The organism is Pseudomonas brassicacearum, assembly GCF_009601685.2.
Taxonomy (GTDB): Bacteria; Pseudomonadota; Gammaproteobacteria; order Pseudomonadales; family Pseudomonadaceae; genus Aquipseudomonas; species Aquipseudomonas kilonensis_B.
The window spans coordinates 1,881,962-1,902,842 of record NZ_CP045701.2 but is presented as its reverse complement, the minus strand read 5'-3'; the positions used below and the strand labels follow the sequence as shown (position 1 = coordinate 1,902,842).

19 protein-coding genes and 3 pseudogenes are annotated in these 20,881 nt (G+C 52.8%); 10 read left to right on the top strand and 12 right to left on the bottom strand.

All coding sequences use genetic code 11. The features are described from left to right. Positions 1-1,695, bottom strand: coding sequence for a potassium-transporting ATPase subunit KdpA (kdpA, locus tag GFU70_RS08345; protein WP_116642897.1), 1,695 nt, complete (start codon positions 1,693-1,695; stop codon positions 1-3). A gap of 8 nt (positions 1,696-1,703) precedes the next feature. Beyond that, positions 1,704-1,793, bottom strand: coding sequence for a K(+)-transporting ATPase subunit F (kdpF, locus tag GFU70_RS08340; RefSeq protein ID WP_003218754.1), 90 nt, complete (start codon positions 1,791-1,793; stop codon positions 1,704-1,706). Between the two features lie 391 nt (positions 1,794-2,184). Between kdpF and eat the strand changes: the two genes are divergently transcribed. Next, the gene (gene eat / locus GFU70_RS08335) at positions 2,185-3,549 is read left to right on the top strand and encodes an ethanolamine permease (protein WP_058543262.1); all 1,365 of its coding nucleotides are present in this window, start codon (positions 2,185-2,187) and stop codon (positions 3,547-3,549) included. A gap of 120 nt (positions 3,550-3,669) precedes the next feature. Beyond that, positions 3,670-3,837, top strand: coding sequence for a DUF2897 family protein (locus GFU70_RS08330; RefSeq protein ID WP_014337248.1), 168 nt, complete (start codon positions 3,670-3,672; stop codon positions 3,835-3,837). Between the two features lie 153 nt (positions 3,838-3,990). On the opposite strand, the gene GFU70_RS08325 is transcribed toward GFU70_RS08330, so the two are convergent. The 4 genes and pseudogenes from GFU70_RS08325 to GFU70_RS28690 form a co-directional block, all read right to left on the bottom strand. Further along, entirely contained in the window at positions 3,991-4,842 is an 852-nt protein-coding gene (locus GFU70_RS08325) for an urea carboxylase-associated family protein (protein ID WP_153387858.1), read from the bottom strand. A 15-nt stretch (positions 4,843-4,857) separates the two neighbouring features. Further along, positions 4,858-5,511 (bottom strand): GntR family transcriptional regulator, encoded by a 654-nt coding sequence (locus GFU70_RS08320; RefSeq protein WP_153387857.1) that lies wholly within the window; start codon positions 5,509-5,511, stop codon positions 4,858-4,860. Positions 5,512-5,654: 143 nt separating this feature from the next. Next, positions 5,655-5,990 carry a ComEA family DNA-binding protein gene (locus tag GFU70_RS08315; RefSeq protein ID WP_153387856.1) on the bottom strand — a complete coding sequence of 112 codons (336 nt, stop codon included), beginning with the start codon at positions 5,988-5,990 and terminating at the stop codon, positions 5,655-5,657. A 454-nt stretch (positions 5,991-6,444) separates the two neighbouring features. Then, positions 6,445-6,697: pseudogene (locus GFU70_RS28690) on the bottom strand (transposase); the annotation flags it as partial. Between the two features lie 185 nt (positions 6,698-6,882). On the opposite strand from GFU70_RS28690, the gene GFU70_RS08310 reads away from it, so the two are divergent. From GFU70_RS08310 to GFU70_RS29035, 8 genes and pseudogenes are all read left to right on the top strand, one after another. Beyond that, the gene (locus GFU70_RS08310) at positions 6,883-7,926 is read left to right on the top strand and encodes an acyltransferase family protein (protein ID WP_153387855.1); all 1,044 of its coding nucleotides are present in this window, start codon (positions 6,883-6,885) and stop codon (positions 7,924-7,926) included. A 121-nt stretch (positions 7,927-8,047) separates the two neighbouring features. Next, complete coding sequence (locus GFU70_RS08305) at positions 8,048-9,691, top strand: D-glucuronyl C5-epimerase family protein (protein ID WP_193034284.1); 1,644 nt, start codon at positions 8,048-8,050, stop codon at positions 9,689-9,691. A gap of 83 nt (positions 9,692-9,774) precedes the next feature. Then, a pseudogene (locus tag GFU70_RS08300) lies at positions 9,775-10,398 on the top strand (transposase); the annotation flags it as partial. Positions 10,399-10,483: 85 nt separating this feature from the next. Further along, positions 10,484-10,843, top strand: coding sequence for an IS66 family insertion sequence element accessory protein TnpB (gene tnpB / locus GFU70_RS08295; RefSeq protein ID WP_226920929.1), 360 nt, complete (start codon positions 10,484-10,486; stop codon positions 10,841-10,843). 18 nt (positions 10,844-10,861) lie between these two features. After that, positions 10,862-12,406, top strand: coding sequence for an IS66 family transposase (gene tnpC, locus GFU70_RS08290; RefSeq protein WP_153387853.1), 1,545 nt, complete (start codon positions 10,862-10,864; stop codon positions 12,404-12,406). Positions 12,407-12,490: 84 nt separating this feature from the next. Further along, the gene (locus tag GFU70_RS29045) at positions 12,491-12,655 is read left to right on the top strand and encodes an IS66 family transposase (RefSeq protein ID WP_193034283.1); all 165 of its coding nucleotides are present in this window, start codon (positions 12,491-12,493) and stop codon (positions 12,653-12,655) included. Beyond that, positions 12,645-13,151: pseudogene (locus GFU70_RS29040) on the top strand (IS66 family transposase). The gene GFU70_RS29045 and the pseudogene GFU70_RS29040 overlap by 11 nt, the downstream one beginning before the upstream one ends. Before the next feature lie 15 nt (positions 13,152-13,166). Continuing rightward, a complete protein-coding gene (locus GFU70_RS29035; RefSeq protein WP_153389156.1) occupies positions 13,167-13,262 on the top strand; it encodes a hypothetical protein in 96 nt (31 codons plus the stop codon). Positions 13,263-13,312: 50 nt separating this feature from the next. On the opposite strand, the gene GFU70_RS08265 is transcribed toward GFU70_RS29035, so the two are convergent. From GFU70_RS08265 to GFU70_RS08240, 6 genes are all read right to left on the bottom strand, one after another. Beyond that, positions 13,313-15,307, bottom strand: coding sequence for a polysaccharide biosynthesis protein (locus GFU70_RS08265; RefSeq protein WP_153389155.1), 1,995 nt, complete (start codon positions 15,305-15,307; stop codon positions 13,313-13,315). A 106-nt stretch (positions 15,308-15,413) separates the two neighbouring features. Further along, complete coding sequence (locus GFU70_RS08260; RefSeq protein WP_193034281.1) at positions 15,414-16,436, bottom strand: MraY family glycosyltransferase; 1,023 nt, start codon at positions 16,434-16,436, stop codon at positions 15,414-15,416. 12 nt (positions 16,437-16,448) lie between these two features. After that, a complete protein-coding gene (locus GFU70_RS08255; protein WP_153387850.1) occupies positions 16,449-17,435 on the bottom strand; it encodes an NAD-dependent epimerase/dehydratase family protein in 987 nt (328 codons plus the stop codon). Then, positions 17,422-18,666, bottom strand: a complete 1,245-nt coding sequence (locus GFU70_RS08250) for a glycosyltransferase family 4 protein (protein WP_153387849.1) — start codon at positions 18,664-18,666, stop codon at positions 17,422-17,424. Before GFU70_RS08250 ends, GFU70_RS08255 begins: the two co-directional genes overlap by 14 nt. Positions 18,667-18,697: 31 nt before the next feature. Next, positions 18,698-19,762 (bottom strand): non-hydrolyzing UDP-N-acetylglucosamine 2-epimerase, encoded by a 1,065-nt coding sequence (wecB, locus tag GFU70_RS08245; RefSeq protein ID WP_153387848.1) that lies wholly within the window; start codon positions 19,760-19,762, stop codon positions 18,698-18,700. Next, positions 19,759-20,880 (bottom strand): glycosyltransferase family 4 protein, encoded by a 1,122-nt coding sequence (locus tag GFU70_RS08240; RefSeq protein ID WP_153387847.1) that lies wholly within the window; start codon positions 20,878-20,880, stop codon positions 19,759-19,761. Before GFU70_RS08240 ends, wecB begins: the two co-directional genes overlap by 4 nt. Position 20,881: the final 1 nt, after the last annotated feature.

Sequence of the window (20,881 nt, the reverse complement as noted above, 5' to 3'; positions counted from 1 at the left end):
TCAGAAGCCCATGCTCAAGTGTTCGGCAATCGGCCCCAGCGCCAGGGTCGGCAGGAAGGTCAAGCCCCCCACCAGCAGGATGGTCACGGTCAACAGCGTCACGAACAGCGGGCCGTGGGTAGGAAAGCTGTTCTGGCCAATCGGCGCGGTCTTCTTCAAGGCCAGGCTGCCGGCCAATGCCAGCACCGGCAGGATGTAGCCGAACCGGCCGATCAACATGCCCAGGCCCAACATCAGGTTGTGGAAAGGTGTGTTGGCGCCGAACCCGGCAAATGCCGAACCGTTGTTCGCTCCCGCCGAGGTGTAGGCGTACAACAACTGGCTGAAACCGTGGGCACCCGGGTTGCTCACCGCCGCGGCCGGCCCGGGCAGACTCGCAGCGACGGCCCCCAGCACCAGCACGCTGACAGGCATCACCAGCAGGGTTGCCACCAACAGTTGCACCTCCCGGGCGCCCAGCTTCTTACCCAGGTATTCCGGGGTGCGACCGATCATCAAGCCGGCCAGGAACACCGCGATCAGCACGTTCAACAGCATGCCGTAGAGCCCGGCCCCGACGCCGCCGAAGATCACTTCGCCGACCATCATGTTCACCAGCGACACCATGCCGCTGAGCGGGCTGAGGCTGTCGTGCATGCCGTTGACCGAGCCATTGGACGCCGCCGTGGTGGTCACTGACCACAGCACCGTGGCGGTGGTGCCGAAGCGTGCCTCCTTGCCTTCCAGTGGTGCGGTTTGCTCGACGGCCGGGTTGTTCAGGGCCGGGTTGGGTTGGTATTCGGCCCACAGCGAGGTAGCGCCGCCGATCAGGAACAAGGCCAGCATGCAGGCGATGATCGCCCGGCTCTGGCGCAGGTCCTTGACGTAATGGCCGAAGGTGAACACCAGCGCAGCGGGAATCAGGATGATCGAAGCGACTTCGAACAGGTTGCTCCAGGCCGTCGGGTTTTCGAACGGATGCGCCGAGTTGACGCCGAAGAAACCGCCACCGTTGGTGCCCAGTTGCTTGATCGCGATCTGGCTGGCGGCCGGCCCCAACGGGATGACCTGGTCGGCGCCCTGCAGCGTGACCCCGTGCACATAGTGCGCAAAGGTCTGCGGCACGCCCTGCCAGACCAGGAACAATGCCAGCAGCAGGCACAACGGCAACAGCCCGTAGAGGGTGGCGCGGGTCATGTCGACCCAGAAATTACCCAGTGTCGCAGCGGACTTGCGCCCGATGCCGCGACACAGCGCCACGAGCACGGCCAGGCCGGTGGCGGCGCTGACAAAGTTCTGCACGGTCAGGCCGACCATCTGGCTCAGGTAGCTCAGGGACGCTTCGCCGCTGTAGGACTGCCAGTTAGTGTTGGTCGTGAAACTCACGGCCGTGTTGAAAGCCTGGGTCCACTCCATGCCGGGCAACTGCTCGGTATTGAGCGGCAGGTGTCCCTGCAGCAGCAGAATGGCGAACAGCAAGAAAAAACCCGCCAGATTGAACGCGAGCAAGGCCAGGGTGTATTTCTGCCAGCTCTGCTCAGCAGTGGGATCGACACCGGCCAGGCGGTAGCAACCACGCTCCACCGGGCCGAGGATCGGCGAAAGCCAAGTGCGCTGGCCTTCCATCACCCGATAGTAAAAACGCCCCAGAAACGGTGCCGGAATCAGCACCAAGGCGAAAAAGGCGAGGATCAGCCCGTAGTCATAACCGTGCATAGCCGCTCCTAGTTCCGATCGGCGCGCAACAGCGCAACCAGCAGATAAATGAACAGCGCCACTGCCAACAGCAGCGACACCCCGTCCAGAACACTCATGGGATTTCTCCGTGGTACGGCGTCGTGCCGTGTGTGGAGTGATTGTCGGCAGGGAGGCTGTAAAGGAACGAGATCGAGAGCGGGGCTGGGGAATAAAGAATCCGTAAAAAGTGTTGGCTGGGCTGGCCTCATCGCGAGCAAGCTCGCTCCCACAGGAGGGCTTCAGTGAACACAAGTTCTTTATTCACCACTGATCCCATGTGTGCGAGCTTGCTCGCGATGAGGCCAGCCCAGGCGCCGACGCTCTGAACTGGGGCACAAAACCAAGCCATCCGGCAGCGAACATCCCCGATACGACACGATTTCACCCATTACGACCGCCCGCGCCACACTGGCACGTCCACTGCACGGCCCTCCCCAGCGCTTTTGCTATGGATCAAGGGAGCCACCGATGAACACACAACTCAAACCCACCCTGGGCACCCTGCATTTATGGGGTATTGCCGTCGGGCTGGTGATTTCCGGCGAGTATTTCGGCTGGAGCTACGGCTGGGGCGTGGCCGGGACGCTGGGCTTTTTGGTGACGTCATTCATGGTCGCGGCCATGTACACCTGCTTCATCTTCAGCTTCACCGAACTGACCACCGCCATTCCCCACGCCGGCGGGCCGTTTGCCTACAGTCGTCGGGCTTTCGGTGAGAAAGGCGGATTGATCGCCGGGCTGGCGACGCTGATCGAATTCGTCTTCGCCCCGCCAGCCATTGCCCTGGCCATTGGCGCCTACCTGAACGTGCAATTCCCGGCCCTGGACCCGAAACACGCGGCGGTCGGGGCCTATATCGTGTTCATGGGCCTGAACATCCTCGGGGTGAAACTGGCCGCGACGTTCGAGCTGATCGTCTGCGTCCTGGCGGTGGCCGAACTGCTGGTGTTCATGGGCGTCGTGGCCCCGGCGTTCAGTTTCAGCAATTTTGCCCTGAACGGCTGGGCCGGTTCCGATGTGTTTGGCGCACCGGCCATTGCCGGAATGTTTGCCGCGATTCCCTTCGCCATCTGGTTCTTCCTGGCCATCGAAGGCGCGGCCATGGCCGCCGAAGAAGCCAAGGACCCGAAACGCACGATTCCCAAGGCCTACATCAGCGGCATCCTGACTTTGGTGGTCCTGGCCATGGGCGTGATGTTCTTTGCCGGCGGTGTCGGCGATTGGCGCACCCTGTCGAACATCAACGATCCCCTGCCCCAAGCCATGAAAACCGTGGTCGGCGAAAGCTCCGGCTGGCTGCATATGCTGGTGTGGATCGGCCTGTTCGGCCTGGTGGCGAGTTTCCACGGCATTATCCTCGGCTACTCGCGGCAATTCTTCGCCCTGGCCCGCGCCGGCTACCTGCCCGCCTCCCTGGCCAAACTGTCACGCTTCCAGACGCCGCACCGAGCCATCATCGCCGGAGGACTGATCGGCATCGCGGCGATCTACAGCGACGGCCTGATCAACCTCGGCGGCATGACCCTGACCGCCGCCATGATCACCATGGCCGTGTTCGGCGCGATCGTCATGTACATCATGAGCATGCTCAGCCTGTTCAAATTGCGTAAAACCGAACCCAACCTGGAACGCACCTTCCGGGCGCCGGGCTATCCGCTTGTACCCGGCATCGCCCTGGTATTGGCCGTGGTGTGCCTGGTGGCGATGGCTTGGTTCAACGCGCTGATCGGGCTGATCTTCCTCGGTTTCATGGCGGTGGGTTTCGTCTACTTCATCCTCACCGCACAACTGCGCGCGGACGCTCCCGCCGATGCGATGCTGACCGGGCTTTAAGGTGAAGCCAGCCGAACGGGCGTAGTATTGAACCACTGCGAACAATCTTCGCTCATAAGTGGTAGGTGCGATGGATCGGCAAAACGTTCGCCCGTCCATCGCCCCCTCAAGGAGAGCCCTATGCCCTGGTATGCCTGGTTGATTCTGATTGTTGCAATCGGCTCGATCGTTGGTGGTCTGATGATGCTGCGCGACACCGCCCACAAGGTCGAGTTGACCGATGAGCAACGCAAGCGCGTTGCCGAGCGCAATGCGGAAATGGATGCGAAGGAGGCCAAGGACCGTTGATCTGCTTGTGTGGCAAGGGAGCTTGCTCCCGCTGGGTCTGTAGGAGCTGTCGAGTGCAACGAGGCTGCGATCTTTCCCCTATAAATTGAGTCTGGAGGGAAGATCAAAAGATCGCAGGCTTCGCCAGCTCCTACAAAGCCAGCGCCTACTGCATCACCTTTCCCAATCCGCCTTGGCGATATGCAAGCCATGCAACCCCTTGTACGCTGCCCGCTCAGGCTGACTCCACCCCTCCAGCAATGAATCCTCCAACCGATAGATCTCAACCCCCAGCGGACGACAGACGCTAAGGGGATCCTGTGCATCAGGCCCCCACATCGCCAGCGACAAGTCGCCACCCGGGCAGGTGGACAGGGCGCACAACAGATCAATCTCGGCAAAAAGCTCCAGGTAATCGCCCTTCTGCGCCGGACAGGCCTTCATGAAGTACATGTCGTCATGATTGAGCCCCGTGCACTGGAAAATATTCAGCACGTCATGCACATCGAACTCCGTCAGGCCGTGGGGCAACACCGCCCGGGTCAGGTTCGAGTGACAGTGATGATGGAAATCCTCGCCGGTCAGCATCTTGTTCACATAGGGATCACAGCGCGTCCCCAGTAGATCGTGCAGCCGTCCACCATGCTCATCGATGCCGTAGCCGGCCAGGCTGTCATCGGTGATGGTCACCAATGGCCGCAGAAACGGCAGGTTCGACCACAACCGATCATGGGTGCTGACGTGGGCGCCCTGAAGCTGACGAGTACGCGCCGCCCACAAGCGCTCCCGCGGATCATGGGCGTTCCAGACGTTGAAGTCCCCCACCTGCGGGCCCACCGGGGTGGTGACGCGGAACACGTGACCGGCGGGGACGTGCCAAGCGCGGCCAGTGCGGATGGGTACTTCGAACTGCTCGATCAGGGTGCGCTTGTCCTGCTGGGTGCGGATGCGGTCGTAAAAGGGTTTGTTCACCTGCAGGGCTGAGCCTTTGCTGACCTGGTAGGCGGCTGGGTAGTCTTTGTACATGGCGCGGGTCCTTGATCAGTGGTGATGGGTGGGAGTTAGCAGTTGCAGAAGCAGTTGCTCGGAATCGTCGAGGTAAAGACTCATAGCTTCGTGGGCCGCAAGCTTGTCGCCCTCGGCCAGGCAATCGTGGATATAGCGGTCACGCGCTAGCCACGGCGCCTGGAAACGCGCCTCATCAGGCGCGGAGCTAAACACCAGGCGCAGTTGTGCAACGACATTGGTGAAAAACTCATCAAGTAATGGACTGTGCATCAACCCAACGACGTGCTGATGGAACGCCAGGCCATGGGTACCGACCGAACGCCAGTCTTCACGCTCCTGAGCCAAATCCGCAGCCTCGAGGGCTTCGAGCATCCGGTCGGATTGATACTCACGCAATGGTTGGCTGTTCAAGATGGCTTGCAGCTCCAAGGTGCGACGGACCTTGAACAGATCTCGTAAGTCATCGACACCTAACCTGCGGACCATCACACCTTTGTTGCGCACGTAACGGGTCAGGCCTTCCTGGCCCAGACGGTGTAGCGCTTCACGGATGGTGTTGCGTGAGGCGTTGTAGGCCGAGACCAGATTGTTCTCTACCAGTGCCGTGCCTGGCAGCAGGCGACCGCCGATGATGTCGGCGCGTAGTTCCAGGGTGATCTGGTCGGCGAGGGAGAGTGTGTTGGTCATGGGCGGAGGGCCTTGGATTGTTGAACAATCGGTTGGCTCTAGGTAACCATTATCTATGCCAACTACTGGGAAACCTTCAGAATTCGCATCCATCAGATAGCAAAAAGGCCAGTCGATTCGACCGGCCTCCTTCAATCACATACTCAATTCACTTCCAGCTTGTCACGGTTCCTGTCGAGAATCGCCTTGCCGATCCCCTTGACCTCCAGCAGCTCCTCCACCGAAGAGAACGGCCCATTATTCTCACGATACGCAACAATCGCCTCGGCCTTGCCTTTGCCTATTCCCGATAGCTCGCGCTGCAACGTCGCGGCATCCACCCCGTTCAAATCGACCTTCGCGCCCTGGGTTTTGGCTGGCTGCTCCACTGCTTGCGGCGCAGCGACCAACTCATGCTTGGCCGCTGGGGCGGCGATAGCAGCAATCGAGGCGCTGGTCAGAAGGGCAAAAATCAAAGAGTAGAAGTAGCCTGTACGCATAAATGACGCTCCATGAAGTCGTTAAGAGAGAAGCAGCTTTTCCGAAGCTGCTTCTCAAACTTAGGCGATGGAGGTGGGTTGTCAAAGCTCTGAATGTTACAGAACGCGTAATAGAAGCAGGAATTCATCGTGAGTCCACATAAAGCGGCGCTTCGAGGTCCTCAATCGAAGCTGCCTACGGCAAGCGCTATAGTACGTCACGCAGTAAAAAACAGCCGTAATGTACCGCTCCAGCCGCCTCCGGTTAGTGGCCAAATCACGCGCGGCCTTGCCCAAGGCACATTGTGATGTGACCTGCGGATAATTTTTCTCCAGCCAATTCTTCAGATGCGAACAGAGGCCAGCTCTTTTCTTGACGCCCGCACGCCAATCGCCCAAGACGTCTTTGAGTTCACCCTCGATGCCTTACAGCATGTTAACCATGATTAGTTAGTCGATATCCGCACGGCCCGTCTTTGATGTGACGACGCTCGAACATCAGGTCAAACGTTCCATGTTTGCGCCAGTCACGAAAACGTTGATTAACCCGAGACTATGGGCCGAAGCGCTCGGGCATGTCGCGCCAGGCAGCGCTAAAAAAAGCACCCACAGGATGCCATCGAGTACCAATTGCTCCTCTGTTCTTGGGCGCCCGCTAAGGCGAGGCTCATCGAGGATACCCGTACCAAATCAAAGACTGCATCGGGGAGTTCGTACCGTCTGGCCATCTGGGGTCTTGCCTTTGATGCGTACTTTGCTGAATCTGGACGTGCGTGCATTGCAAATGGTTTCGGCTGATTGCGTACAGAACCTAACAAATAGCGGAACTCGGAGCGCATCGGGCAATAGTTTTGGACAGCATTTGCCCCAAATCAGGTAGAATCTCCGCGCTTTCACAACCTTGGGGTGTTCAATGCTTGGTAAAATTAAAGGACTTGACGGGCTTCGAGCCATCTCTGTCCTATTAGTAATCATGTCCCATGCCGAGGCATGGCAGGCGCTTGGCATTACAAGCAGTGCACTACGTTCCGCCCTAAGTGCACAGACAGGGGTTAGTGTATTTTTTGTTTTATCAGGATTTTTAATTACCTACCTTCTCATAAAAGAGAAAGAAGCAACTGGCAAAATAGATATTATCGCGTTTATAAAACGCCGAGCATTACGAATTTTCCCTCTCTACTATTTGGCGATTCTCTTCCTTGTGTATATAGACTACACAGGAAAGGCCAGCATTCCAACTTGCTCTTTTGCTTACGCACTCACATATACAATAAACTTCTATCCAAAAGAATGCGCCTACTCAGCAATGTCACACTTCTGGTCTTTATCTGTTGAAGAACATTTTTATCTATTCTGGCCATTAATTTTTTGCTTGGGGAAACGAATTGCGGTATTAGTGGCACTGGCCATTGCAACAAGCTGCGTAATTTTTGGAACTTCCCTGTATCCAGACAGCACACTGTATTATATGAACAGATGGACCTTCCCCGCTATGCTGCCAATTCTAGCTGGATGCCTATTAGCTTTTATCTGCAACACCGAAACAATTAAGATAACCATGACTAAAAAGCCCACATCGAACATATTACTTATAGCTATACTTTCTGGCACTGCTGCACCAGCATTCATCAACTCCGACGTAATCTGGCTAACATCCATCTGCGCTTTAGTTCTGTATGTATTCTACAATCAGGATTCAACATTAGTTAAATTATTGGAGTTTAAGCCACTGGCCAGCCTTGGCATTATTAGTTATGGGCTATATGTGTGGCAAGGTGTTTTCACTGGCAACGGCCCATATAGATCCGGAGCGCCATTTCCACCGAGTGTTGACGTCGGTGTCTGGCTGACTTTTATAGTCGCACCATTAAGTTACGTATTTTTCGAAAAACCAATAATGAAGCTCAAGAAAAAATACTCGTGGCGATCAGCAACTCAACCGCTTAGCGAACATTGACACTTAGCCAACAGGGCCTCAAATTTATCTTTACGGGCCAGCTTGCCAAATATTTTTTATCTGAATTCGGCTTGTGGGATACCATGCTCGCCGCTAAAAAAAATGGATGGAATACCTAACTATGAAAACGCCTGCTTTTTTGATCGCCCTCCTAGCACTTTCAAGCCCGTTACATGCTTCAGAGAACGTGCAGAAAAGGTTGGCGGCTGGCTCGGACGTTGAACTAGCCCCTTTTCAATGGTCATGGATGGATCCTGTTACATTCAACGAGGAAGGCCTTCAGAAAACTGCTTCCAAGAAAGATCCTCTGCGCCCCTTCTTCCTAGCGTTCCGATTGTTGACGATTTACGAAAAAACCGGCGACCCAGATGCATTGAAAAGCGCAAAGAGAGCCCTGAACTTCATGCTTGACGAATATCAGCCAGCAACTCGTGAAAGCGAAGGCACGCGTTGGTTTTATGGCTTCGACTACGACCGAGGCATCAAAGCCCCTTGGTGGTCTGGCATGGATGGGTTCTTCGGTCCGATGACATTGTTCGCCGGTTGGCAGGCTACGGGTGACGAACGCTATCGCGATGCTGCACTCAAGAGCGCGAAACTGATGCTTCGCCCGCCAACGGAAGGCGGCGTTCTATGGCGCGACGGTGAGAACTGCTGGATTTCCGAATATTCATGGAAGGGAATAACTCGTGACAAGGAATACCATGTATTAAATGGCCACCTTTGGGGCCTTCAAGCATTGTTCATGCTGGCCGACGCCTCGGGCGATAAAGATCTGAAAGAGGCATACAAATGCGCAAGACAAGGTACTATCAACCGACTTCCTGAGTATTACAACGCTACAGGCAGCTGGACGTGGTATCAACTAGTACCGCGTGTTATCAATCCTACGCACTACAACATCATTGAAACAGCTCAATTCAGAGCAATGACAGCACTAACGGGTGATGCTGTCTACAAAGAGCCAGAACAACGCCGCATTGCCATTTTCAAAAATGCCTATCCACTTTACTTGGTAAAAACTACAAAAGGCCTGCAAATTCAATTCTCAATGATGGGCGCTCCGAATGCATATTGGACGGATACCTATCCCGTAACGGTGTCCTGCAAGGTTGGAAACCAAACGGTGTCTCAAACCAATCGAGATGTCTATAGTAAAAAGCCACTTCCAGAACGTATGATTCTTCGTTTGCCAGTAAAAACCACCCCTGACCATTGTGCTGTCTCCATCCACAGCAACGTGGAAGTCAGCATGTACAAGCAAGATAAATTCAAGATTATAAAAAATCCAAATGAAGATAAAATCGACTTGATTCCCCTTGTCACAATGCAGGGCATGCTTACGCCAGATCAAAAAATCAGTATCACCCCAGCGAAGGGGGAAGCTGCAACGACTGGAGAGGCAAGGATTACAATGGATATAAATCGCGACGTGTCTGCGTCTGAAAAGATAGCCCTCGTCATCCATTCAACTGAAGACTCACAACTTGGTATTGTTCTTGATGGCGCGAATGGGAAACGCGCTTCAAGCTATTATCCGATTTTAAAAGCTGGCAGAGACAACATTGTTGTACTTAACAAGCTTGGCTTTGACAAAGGCGCAGAGCTTGAAGAACGCATTTCAAAAATAATGCTGCGCATCTACACCAAACCCAACAGCAAGGACTTTGAGATCAAAATAAAAGAAGCTTCAGTGATCCGAAACACAGCTAATCTGGAGTTATTTCTTAAGCGCAATGAAGCGGCATATTTCCCTCAACAGTGAAACACTTAAATAAAAGCAGCTAGCGTCGCAGGGCTGCTTTTTTTGCCAGCGCTGCATGTGAAGTTGCCCAGGCTTATCAAACCCACATCGTCGACTTGAAAGAACAGATCAAGTTACTGCGCGACAGTTTGTTCGGACGTAAGTCCGAACAAACTGTCGAGCCTAACACGCCGCAACTGGCGCTGTTCAACGAGCCCGAAAGCGAGCCGATGCCGCTCGTTGATGACCCTGACGAAAAAGCCGTTGCGCCGATGCCACGCCGTGGCAAACGCAAGCCGTTGTCGGCCGATCTGCAGCGTATCGAAGTCATGCACGAACTGCCTGAACACGAACTGACCTGTGCTTGCGGTTGCCGCAAACACGCCATCGGCGAAGAGACCAGCGAGCAACTGGACATCGTGCCGATGCAGATTCGGGTGATCAAACACATCCGCAAGGTCTACGGCTGCCGGAGTTGTGAAACTGCACCGGTCACGGCTGATAAGCCTGCCCAACTGATCGAAAAGAGCATGGCCAGCCCAAGCGTGCTGGCGATGTTGCTGACTACCAAGTACGTCGATGGCTTGCCGTTGCATCGCTTTGAAACCGAGCTTAGCCGACATGGCGTCGAGATTGCGCGCCAGACTCTGGCTCGCTGGGTGATCCAGTGCAGCGAACACTTCCAGCCACTGCTGAATTTGATGCGCGACCGATTGTTGGAAAGTCCGTAAGTGATCCATGACCCCCACATTCCAAGCCCGCATTTGATCCCCGATGCTTCGCTCCCGATCTCTTTCTGGAGCCAGCCCCGCCATGATGCGACCCGACGCCAAAGTCGAAAAAGTGTACCTCTACCCCAAGCCGGTGGACTTTCGAAAATCTATCGACGGCCTCGCCGCGTTGGTCGAACTGGATATAAAAGTGGCGGTATTCGATCCAATACTTTTCGTCTTTCTCAACAAGTCCCGCAACCGCGTGAAGATCTTGTACTGGGAGCGCAACGGCTTCTGTCTTTGGCTCAAGCGCTTAGAATCCGAGCGCTTCAAAACGTCGCCCGATGCCACGGACGAGGCGATTATCCTCAGCGTCCAGGAGCTGAACTGGCTGCTCGACGGTTTTGATCTCTGGCGTAACCGTCCTCATCAAGTTTTGACGCCGCGCTACGTGGCGTGACTCGGTATAATCCGGGCCATGATTTCTCTACCCGACGACCTTCCTGATGATCCTGTTTTGCTCAAGCAATTGCTGCTTGAGGCACTCAGTCGCCAGGAAGAATCGGCGCAAGCTTATCAGACCCATATTGTCGACCTGAAAGAACAGATCAAGCTGTTGCGCGACCGTCTATTTGGGCGCAAGTCCGAGCAAACTGTTGAGCCCAACACGCCGCAATTGGCCTTGTTCAACGAGCCTGAAAGCGAACCCATGCCGCTAGTTGGCGACGCTGATGAAGAAGTCGTTGCACCGACACCTCGCCGTGGCAAACGCAAGCCGTTGTCGGCTGAGCTGCCACGTATCGAAGTTATCCATGAACTGCCCGAACACGAGCTGACCTGTGCCTGTGGTTGCCGCAAACATGCCATTGGTGAGGAAACCAGCGAGCAGTTGGATATCGTGCCGATGCAGATCCGCGTCATCAAACATATCCGCAAGATCTACGCTTGCCGAGGCTGCGAAACTGCACCGGTCACCGTCGACAAACCGGCCCAGTTGATCGAAAAAAGCATGGCCAGCCCTAGCGTGTTGGCGATGCTGCTGACCACCAAATATGTTGATGGCTTGCCGTTGCACCGGTTTGAAACGGTGCTAAGCCGACATGGCATTGATATTCCGCGCCAGACTCTCGCGCGCTGGATCATCCAGTGCAGCGAGCACTTTCAGCCACTGTTGAATTTGATGCGCGACCGATTACTGGAAAGTCCGGTGATCCATTGCGATGAAACCCGCGTCCAAGTGTTGAAAGAGCCGGATCGAGACCCGACCAGTCAATCCTGGATGTGGGTGCAAGCCAGTGGTCCGTCGGATCGAAAAGTCGTGCTATTCGATTACACGTCCAGCCGTGCGCAGGAGGTGCCGTTGCGTTTGCTGGAAAGCTATCGTGGCTATGTCATGACCGATGATTACGCTGGCTATAACGCCTTGGCGTTGCAACCGGGCGTGGAGCGCTTGGCGTGCATGGCCCATGCACGACGTAAGTTCGTGGACGCGCAAAAAGTGCAACCCAAGGGCAAGACGGGACGTGCGGATATCGCGCTGACGATGATTAACAAACTGTATGGAGTCGAGCGTGAACTTAAGGTTGCCAGTGATGAACAGCGGTTTATCGCTCGCCAGGAAAAGAGCCTGCCGATCTTGGGGCAGCTGAAAGTCTGGCTGGATAAAACCCAATCCCAGGTGACGCCGCAAAGTGCATTAGGCAAGGCGGTGCATTATCTGGCGAATAACTGGAGCCGACTGGAGCGCTATGTCGAAGCGGGTTATCTGCCCATCGACAACAACCCGGCCGAAAGAGCGATCAAGCCGTTTGTCATTGGACGCAAGGCCTGGCTGTTCAGCGATACCGTCAACGGCGCCACTGCCAGCGCAAAGATCTACAGCCTGGTCGAGACCGCCAAGGTCAACGGCCAAGAGCCCTATACGTGGTTGCGCCACGTACTGGAGCGGCTGCCTCAGGCTTCGTCGCTTGAAGATTATGAAGCCTTGCTGCCGTGGAACTGCTCGCCAGAAATGCCACGGTAAACCGTTAATCCACTGTTGGGTAGGTGGGGTTTATGGATCGCATACGAAAGTCCGGCGATCCACTGCGATGAAACTCGCGTTCAGGTGTTGAAGGAGCCGGATCGCGATCCGACCAGTCAATCCTGGATGTGGGTGCAGGTCAGCGGCCCGCCCGATCGAAAAGTGGTGTTGTTCGACTACACCTCCAGCCGCGCGCAGGACGCCGTTTCGCTAGCTGGACAGTTATCGCGGCTACGTGATGACCGATGATTACGCCGGCTATAACGCCTTGGCGTTGCAGCCGGGCATGGAACGTCAGGCATGCGCGACGCAAGTTCGTGGATGCGCAAAAAGTGCAGCCTAAGGGTAAAACCGGGAGGGCAGATATCGCGCTGACGATGATCAACAAACTGTACGGCATCGAACGCGAATGCAAAGACACCAGCGATGACAACGGTTTATCGCTCGTCAGGAAAAGAGCTTGCCGATCCTGGGTCAACTGAAAAGCTGGCTGGACAAGACCCAACCGCAAGTCACGGCGCAAAGTGCACTGGGCAAGGCCGTGCATTATCCGGCGAACAACTGGAGCCAGCTGGAGCGCTATATCGAAGTAGGCTTTTTACCCATCGACAACAATGCGGCAGAAAGAGCAATCAAGCCGTTTGTCATAGGACGCAAGGCGTGGCTGTTTAGCGACACGCCCAAAGGCGCTACCGCCAGCGCCCAAGTCTACAGCCTGGTCGAGACCGCCAAACTCAACGGCTAAGAGCCCTATACGTGGCTGCGCCACGTACTGGAGCAGTTACCGCATGCCTCGTCGGTCGAAGACTATGAAGCGTTACTGCCGTGGAACTGCTCACCTGAGATGCCACAGTAGACCGTTGACCCACCTTGGGGTAGGTGGAGTTTATGGATCGCATACCGATGTCAAGGCTCAAGACGACGTTGCTGATAGATCCAATCAACAATTTCCCCGTCAGGGGCGTACCCACTGACAGTATCCCGCAGCAACTGACGAACTCTCGCGTAATCATCATGCTCAATGGCCGCCAAAAGTTCAGCCAACTTAGCCTTAAGCACATCCCACGGCAGATGATCCTCGTTGGCACTCATGATCATCGGATGGGGAGTTGCGACAACGTTGTCGCCAATCAGCAACTCTTCGTAAAGCTTCTCGCCAGGACGCAGGCCTGTAAACTCGATTGAGATATCGCCGTGAGGGTTCTTCTCCGAACGCACACTCAAGCCGGACAAGTGGATCATTTTTTCCGCCAGCTCGACAATCTTCACCGGCTCGCCCATGTCCAGCACAAACACATCCCCACCCAGCCCCATAGAACCCGCCTGAATTACCAGCTGAGCGGCCTCGGGAATCGTCATGAAATAACGTGTGATCTTCGGATGGGTGACCGTTAACGGTCCACCGGATTTGATCTGCTTATGGAACAGGGGGATAACCGAACCGGATGACCCCAATACATTACCGAAACGGACCATTGTAAAACGGGTCTTATTGACGCGAGATACATTGGCCTTGTCGCCGAACAGCACTGGCGCCAGTTCACGACTAAGGGCTTGCAAGGTCAGCTCAGCGAGGCGTTTGGTACTGCCCATCACGTTGGTTGGACGCACGGCCTTGTCTGTCGAAATCAATACAAAATTCGATACACCTGCTTGAAGAGCGGCTTGGGCAGTATTCAGCGTCCCGATCACATTGTTCAAGACACCTTCGGCAATATTATGCTCCACCATCGGTACATGCTTATAAGCGGCTGCGTGATAGACCGTGTCGACATTCCATGTCCTCATCACATCAAGCAACTTGTCCTGATCCCGCACCGACCCGAGGATCGGTAACAATCGAACCGACAGCGACTCACGAGCAATTCGAGGCTCGAGTTCGGACAAAATGCTATATAGATTGAATTCGCTATGCTCGAACAAAAGTAGCGTAGTGGGCTTGAGCGCGAGGATCTGTCGACAAAGTTCGGAGCCGATCGAACCGCCCGCCCCAGTCACCAAAACCGACTGTCCCAAGATGCAATGCTCAAGCAGATCGCCCTGTGCAGGGACCGGATCACGCCCAAGGAGATCTGCGATATCGACTTCCTGAATGTCGTCGACCTTGACCCGCCCACTGGCCAGGTCCATGAAGCCGGGGACGCTACGCACATGCAGTGGAAAACCTTCAAGCAGCGTCAATATCTCCCGACGGCGTCCTCGAGACGAGGACGGGACAGCAAGCAAAATCTCTTGAGCGCCCGTAGTATCAATCATTTTTTGAATGTGCTTGGGTTGATAGACCTGCAATCCCGCAATGACTCTGTCGGCGATGCTATTGTCATCGTCGATAAATGCGACCGGCCGCATCACCCGCCCCATGCGCAATGCAGCAACGAGTTGGTTACCTGCGGCCCCAGCGCCATAAATAGCGACCTTGGGCAGGCCATCGTCACGACTGGTAAACGGCACATGTTGCGCTGCAGTAAACCAGTCCCCGAGAAAATACTGCCGCATCACCAGGCGCAGCCCGCCAATCATGATCAGGCTTAACCACCAGTAGTTGAAAATGATAGAGCGCGGAACCACGGTTCTATGATTGCTGTACCAATACACCACAAGAGCCAGCAGCAAGGCTGAAAGGCTGACAGCCTTGCAGATGGTGATCAGCGCATCGTTGCCGAAATAACGCATGACGGCGCGATACATGCCAAAGCGGATGAAAATCGGGATGGCAATCAGCGGAGCAGAGGCAAAGAGCCAAAGATGCGTTTCGATCGGACTGGCCAAAGCATCGACGCCCAAGCGTACGACGAACGCGAGCCATAAGGCCGTCCAAACCAAAACTACATCCGTAGCCACTTGGACCGCACGCTTGTGGCGTCTTGGCAACCCCAGTAGAGCTATTCTAAATTTATCCATAAATCCTTCACGCACCTTGGCCTGCTCCAAAAGCTAATCCATCCCGACTGTACGAAAGATCAAGTATTTAACAATCGACAATAAAAAATTCGAATTGTAGCCTGAATCACGCCCTTTCGAGCTCACCGGCATGAAACCTGACCGCCAGCAGCACCAGCGGTACGTAAGCCACTATCAGAGCTAACGCCCCGTCAACGTCCCATAACACAACACACGCTGCCAGAGGCAGAAGCCAAAAAAGGTTTATAGCCATCACCACTAAGGTCACCGGCAGGTGACTTCCGTAGTGGCGCGAAGCGAATTGATAAGCATGGCTGCGATGAGCCTCATACACCTTGTCACCTCGCAATAGACGCCGTATCAGCGTAACGGTGGCATCGACGATAAAAACGCCTAGAAGGATCAGCCACACCCAAAGCAGCTTAGGGGCAAACCACGCGGCCTGCAGCGAAAGCACTCCCAAAACGACCCCAAGGAAACCACTTCCTGCGTCCCCCATGAATATTCGAGCCGGAGGGAAATTCCAATACAAGAAACCCATTACCGACATCGCCAGCGTGAAGGGAACTATGATCAAGCTGTGGAAGCCCGCTAGCCAATACAACAGGCAAGCCCCAAGACAAACGGAAACAGCCTCCACGCTTGCAATACCGTCAATACCGTCCATGAAATTGTAAAGATTCAGCATCCAAATAAGATAAAAAACGGCGAGGATATGCCCCAAAAATCCTAAATTAATATTCACACTGAATAAAACTAATGGCGGCATACCGCCCAACAAGTACAGCGCCCATATGGCGGCAAAAAAATGCCCTAACAACCGCCAGCGTGCCGGGATATGACCATGATCATCAAGAAAGCCCAAGAGCGCGATACCAATACCTGAACTCAGTAATACGAAAGTGAAAGACCAACTAATCCAGTTATTTATACCTAAATACACTACAGCTATTAAGAAGCTTATGACAATCGCTACTCCACCACCACGTGGAGTAGGTACCGAATGCGAGCTACGCGCGTTGGGGATATCGATCAAGCTTCGTGATAGCGCATAACGACGTAAAACACCGGTGAACAGAAGTGAGACGACCAAAACTAAAAAAGAAAAAAACAGCCATGAATTTATCATTGATAACTCACATTAAGCCTTTGAATTTCTGTCAACATATAACCGACCGATTTCTTCTAACTCTGCACAGGTTTTTGCTGCCGGTCGCCATCCAAGGGTACGCCGGGCTTTGGAGGAATCAATCTGCAGAGAACCAAAAAGCTGGGTGTACATTCCCGTTCTCCCAACGATTGCAGCTCCAATTTCAAGAAGTCTGCTCGGCAGAAAAAAAAGGAATTTCTTTTTTCCCATGCCACGAGCAAGAGATCTAACGATCTGTGTCGTAGATACATCGTCGCCGTTAGATAACAGGAAAAGCTCTCCGGCAGCCGATGGATGATGAATCGCAAGCCCTATAAAAGAAACAACATCTTGAACAGATACGAGACTGCGCAAATTATTTATATTCGAAAATGGCAACGGCAAATTGGAGGCGACAACTTTTAGCAATCGTCCAAAGTTACCAGGGGCGTCAACACCGAAGATTAACGGAGGCCGAACAATAACCAGCTCCATCCCGGTAGCAGCCGCTAACTCTATGAGGCGCTGTTCCGCTTCAAACTTCGAAACAGCATAATACGCTTCCGGATTGGATTGAGAAGATTCATCAAAAGGTCTTTCCTCAGTTTTATTTCCATTGACACCAATGGAGCTGATAAAAATAAACCGCCGTACACCCGACAACGCTGCTTGCCGAGCTAAGCGCAACGTCAGTTCGGAATTAACTTGACGGAAGGCATCCAATGGATCTACTTTTTTTTCACGAAGGACGTGTGCTCGGCCAGCTAAATGTACAACACAGTCAACACCTGAGCAAAGATCCGCCAATGAGCGCTCAGTAAGCAAATCACTCTCTATGTAAGTGACGCCCAAAGTTTGACTAAATTCCTTAGTTTTGTTTCGCACCACCGCACGTACGTCGTAAGACTCAGTGCCCAATTTTCTACATAGCATGCTGCCGACGAAGCCACCAGCACCGGTAATCAGGACCGTTGATCTGCGCGGATCAGGATTTGGCATGCGGAACCGCCTCTAGTGCCTTCGTAACAGTTAGAGAAAGCTTTTCATAGGCATAAAAAGACATAACGGCCTCATGGCCTCGACGCCCCATCGAAACCCTTTCAGTTTCGGAAGTCTCATAGAGTTTCGAAATAGCCCTCGCTATATCCTCTGCGTCTTCAGGGTCAGCGCTAAAACCACAACTATAGTCCTCGACCGGGTCATTTCCGGCTTTACATGCAAAAATAATAGGCAAACCGGAGAGCATATAATCCCATAATTTATTCGGGCTTATCCCAAACCTAAATATCGGTTGTCCTTTTAAAGAAATATAACCAGCCGTCGCAACACTCAGAGCAGACACGACCACTTCTTTTGGCTGCTGTTCAAAAAACTCTACCGAGCTCAATGCATTCAACACCACGAAATTCTTCAGCTCTTCTTTTCGTTCTCCCTTCCCAATCAGGAGAATTTTTATTTTCATTTTTTTTGCTTCAAGAATCTTAGCGGCACGAACAAGCCCCTCTAAGGCATTGGGCTCACCGTGAGCCCCTGCATAAACAAGGATAAAATAGCCTTCTTCCTTATAGCGCCGTATATCCCGTAGCAACTGCCCGTCTGCCGAGGAATTCAGGCTAACTTCTTCTATATCGACACCATTAGGCACCCAAAGAAATTTTTGCGGATCCAACCCCCTCTCTATCATATGTTTATCGGCACAAGGCAATAAACTGATGACCTTATCTGCTTGTTTATATGCAAATTTTTCAATCCAACCCGTTATCCGCACTAGTAGGCTATCGGGCCGCAAACCACCAAGCTCCACTAAACTGAGCGGCCAAATATCTCTCACTTCAAAGACAAACTTGGCACGAAAAATTTTTGCAGCCAACCAAACACTGGGCACACCGAAAGGGTGAGGCGAAGAATATATAATAACGTCAGGCCTTCCTGTTCTGTGGGCCTGAAGAAAGCAGAACGGAAACAACAAACACGAAAAAACTAGCATCGAAAGGGTTCGTTTAAAACCGTTCTTTCGATATTTTGTTGTTGGTACATACACATACTTAGCACCGTCTCTCTCAAGGGAGGCATGCCGATACTCATCGGGCTCTAAAAGATGGTGATAAGCAGCTGAGATAATTAAAGACTGACAACCAGCTCTATTCCAATACTTGGAGAAATAGTAGGGCCGCCAGTACCGTCCAACTCCTGGACCACCCGCGTATGGATGTATATACCAAATTTTCATCATAATCCTTTAAAAACACGTTAAATAATACTTAGCTCCTCAGAAGATGGTCAGCTATGCGGACGGCAGCCTGTCCTCCCCCATACAACTGGTCACTGTCGATAACAGCCCTGTTAAAATTATTAGCCACAGCGTTGACTATCGATAAACTCTCGGCACCCACCAACACGTTGGCGCCCAAGGTGACCAGCTCAACCCACTCGGTTTGATCACGCACTGTTACGCAGGCCTTGTTGAAGAAAAACGCTTCTTTTTGCACTCCACCACTATCGGTTAACACCAGGCCAGCTCGTTGAAGAAGCCAGATCATCTCTAAATATCCGACTGGCTCAATGACATTGACATCTAGTTTCAACCCCGCGCTGGCAAGCGCACTACGTGTGCGGGGATGCAGCGGCATAACCACAGGAGCTATTGATTGATGTATTTCATTCAACGCATTGACGATCGCGCTCAATCGCAGGAGGTCGTCCGTGTTTTCTGCTCGATGCAACGTAGCAAGAATAAAACCTTGGGCTTGATCGAGACCTTTTGGAGCGACCGCCCTTTTGGCGAAAAATAATGCGCTATCCTGCATTACGTCGCCAACGTTTAATATTTCTACAGGCTTTTGGGAGAAGCCCTCCCGCTGCAAATTATCCACCGCTGTTTGGGTTGGACAAAAAAGAATATCACTCACCTGATCAGTAACAATCCGATTTATCTCTTCGGGCATCCGCATATTATAACTACGCAAACCTGCCTCGATATGCGCTACAGGAACATGCAACTTCGCAGCGACTAAAGCGCCAGCCAACGTTGAATTTGTATCCCCATAAACCAATACTCGATCAGGCTTCTCCCTGAGCATAACCTGTTCAATTTCTATCATCATACGGCCCGTCATTTCTCCGTGCGAACCGCCATGTATATCTAACTGGTGATCAGGCCTAGGTATCCCGAGTTGATCAAAAAAAATGTCAGACATATTGGAATCAAAGTGCTGACCCGTATGTATGATGGTTTCCGTCAGGCCCTTCTTTTGAGCGATGGCCATAGAGACAACGCTGGCTTTGATGAACTGCGGGCGAGCGCCAATTATAGTAAAAATCTTCATACCAGCCCCTTCGATTTCTTTAAATCAGAGTAGTAGTTGAGCAGCTTACGGCCTTCGAGATCCCAGTTGTAATGTGCAAACACCGCTTTTTGACCATTTAAGCCCATTTGCTTGGCACGATCAGGATTACCCAGTAAGTAATCTATGCTCTCAGCAATAGCTTTCGAATCTAAAGGATCAACGCAAATACCGCAGTCGTTTCCTTCTATAATTTCGCGCCACAATGGAAAATTTGATGCAATTACCGGAATGCCTGAGGACATATACTCAAACATTTTGTTTGGCTGTGCATCTACGTGATTTGGCAATGGGTGAAAGGTTACTAAGCCCGCAATCGATCTTCCCAAAACCTCTCGAACCTCCGAGCGCCCGAGCTGACCACATTGATTAACAAAAGACCAACCTTCCAACTGCTTGCTTTCAGTCTCCAGACCAGGCTCGGAAAATCCACCAACCAAATTCAAACGAACATCATTCTTAACATATTTCAGAGCAGTCACGACTTCTCGGATTCCGCGAATGGAGGTGATGCCGCCGACATAACAGATCTCATTCTTCTTTTGGTCCCAAGGTACGTCTGCATCCAATTCGCCAATCATGGGGAAGTTGTTGATATCCAGCGTATTGGGATTAATAGCCAAAAACTTGTCGCGAATAAATGGCGTTGCAGTAAGAATCCCGTCTAATTTGGGGCATGCGAAACGTTCAAAAAAAGAAAACGCAACAGAAACCAAACGACGGATTGTCGGTGAAAGATAAGGTTTGCTCAGCAGTTGCTTGGGAACATCTTCATGTGAATCAAATATGACGACCTTCCCTTGTTTCTTCAACTTCAATCCTATCGGCAACAGCTCCGGATCATGCAGATGATAAATATCAGCGTTTAACTCCTTTGACCGTCGCAACACATTCCTTGTTGTGCGAAATATACGGTTGAGTCGGCCACGAAGCAGCCCGGCATCTATAATTTTGACCCCGTCATTGATCTCATCACCTTTTCCATCTGCCACAACTAAAAATACATTATATCCATTTGCCGCCAAGGTTCTGCACTCTTTTCTAAAAATGCGTATATCGTATCTAGAGTGAACCGAAGTTACGTGGGCTACTTTCAACAAA

Bases quoted from the DNA above. Each gene is read 5' to 3' on its own strand.
- GFU70_RS08315 (WP_153387856.1), bottom strand. From the start codon at position 5,990: ATGCGTACAGGCTACTTCTACTCTTTGATTTTTGCCCTTCTGACCAGC.
- tnpC (WP_153387853.1), top strand. From the start codon at position 10,862: ATGATTTCTCTACCCGACGACCTTCCTGATGATCCTGTTTTGCTCAAG.
- GFU70_RS08265 (WP_153389155.1), bottom strand. From the start codon at position 15,307: ATGGATAAATTTAGAATAGCTCTACTGGGGTTGCCAAGACGCCACAAG.
- GFU70_RS08255 (WP_153387850.1), bottom strand. From the start codon at position 17,435: ATGCCAAATCCTGATCCGCGCAGATCAACGGTCCTGATTACCGGTGCT.
- GFU70_RS08310 (WP_153387855.1), top strand. From the start codon at position 6,883: ATGCTTGGTAAAATTAAAGGACTTGACGGGCTTCGAGCCATCTCTGTC.
- kdpA (WP_116642897.1), bottom strand. From the start codon at position 1,695: ATGCACGGTTATGACTACGGGCTGATCCTCGCCTTTTTCGCCTTGGTG.
- GFU70_RS08330 (WP_014337248.1), top strand. From the start codon at position 3,670: ATGCCCTGGTATGCCTGGTTGATTCTGATTGTTGCAATCGGCTCGATC.
- eat (WP_058543262.1), top strand. From the start codon at position 2,185: ATGAACACACAACTCAAACCCACCCTGGGCACCCTGCATTTATGGGGT.
- tnpB (WP_226920929.1), top strand. From the start codon at position 10,484: ATGATGCGACCCGACGCCAAAGTCGAAAAAGTGTACCTCTACCCCAAG.
- GFU70_RS08305 (WP_193034284.1), top strand. From the start codon at position 8,048: ATGAAAACGCCTGCTTTTTTGATCGCCCTCCTAGCACTTTCAAGCCCG.
- GFU70_RS08320 (WP_153387857.1), bottom strand. From the start codon at position 5,511: ATGACCAACACACTCTCCCTCGCCGACCAGATCACCCTGGAACTACGC.
- GFU70_RS08325 (WP_153387858.1), bottom strand. From the start codon at position 4,842: ATGTACAAAGACTACCCAGCCGCCTACCAGGTCAGCAAAGGCTCAGCC.
- GFU70_RS08260 (WP_193034281.1), bottom strand. From the start codon at position 16,436: ATGATAAATTCATGGCTGTTTTTTTCTTTTTTAGTTTTGGTCGTCTCA.
- wecB (WP_153387848.1), bottom strand. From the start codon at position 19,762: ATGAAGATTTTTACTATAATTGGCGCTCGCCCGCAGTTCATCAAAGCC.
- GFU70_RS08250 (WP_153387849.1), bottom strand. From the start codon at position 18,666: ATGAAAATTTGGTATATACATCCATACGCGGGTGGTCCAGGAGTTGGA.
- kdpF (WP_003218754.1), bottom strand. From the start codon at position 1,793: ATGAGTGTTCTGGACGGGGTGTCGCTGCTGTTGGCAGTGGCGCTGTTC.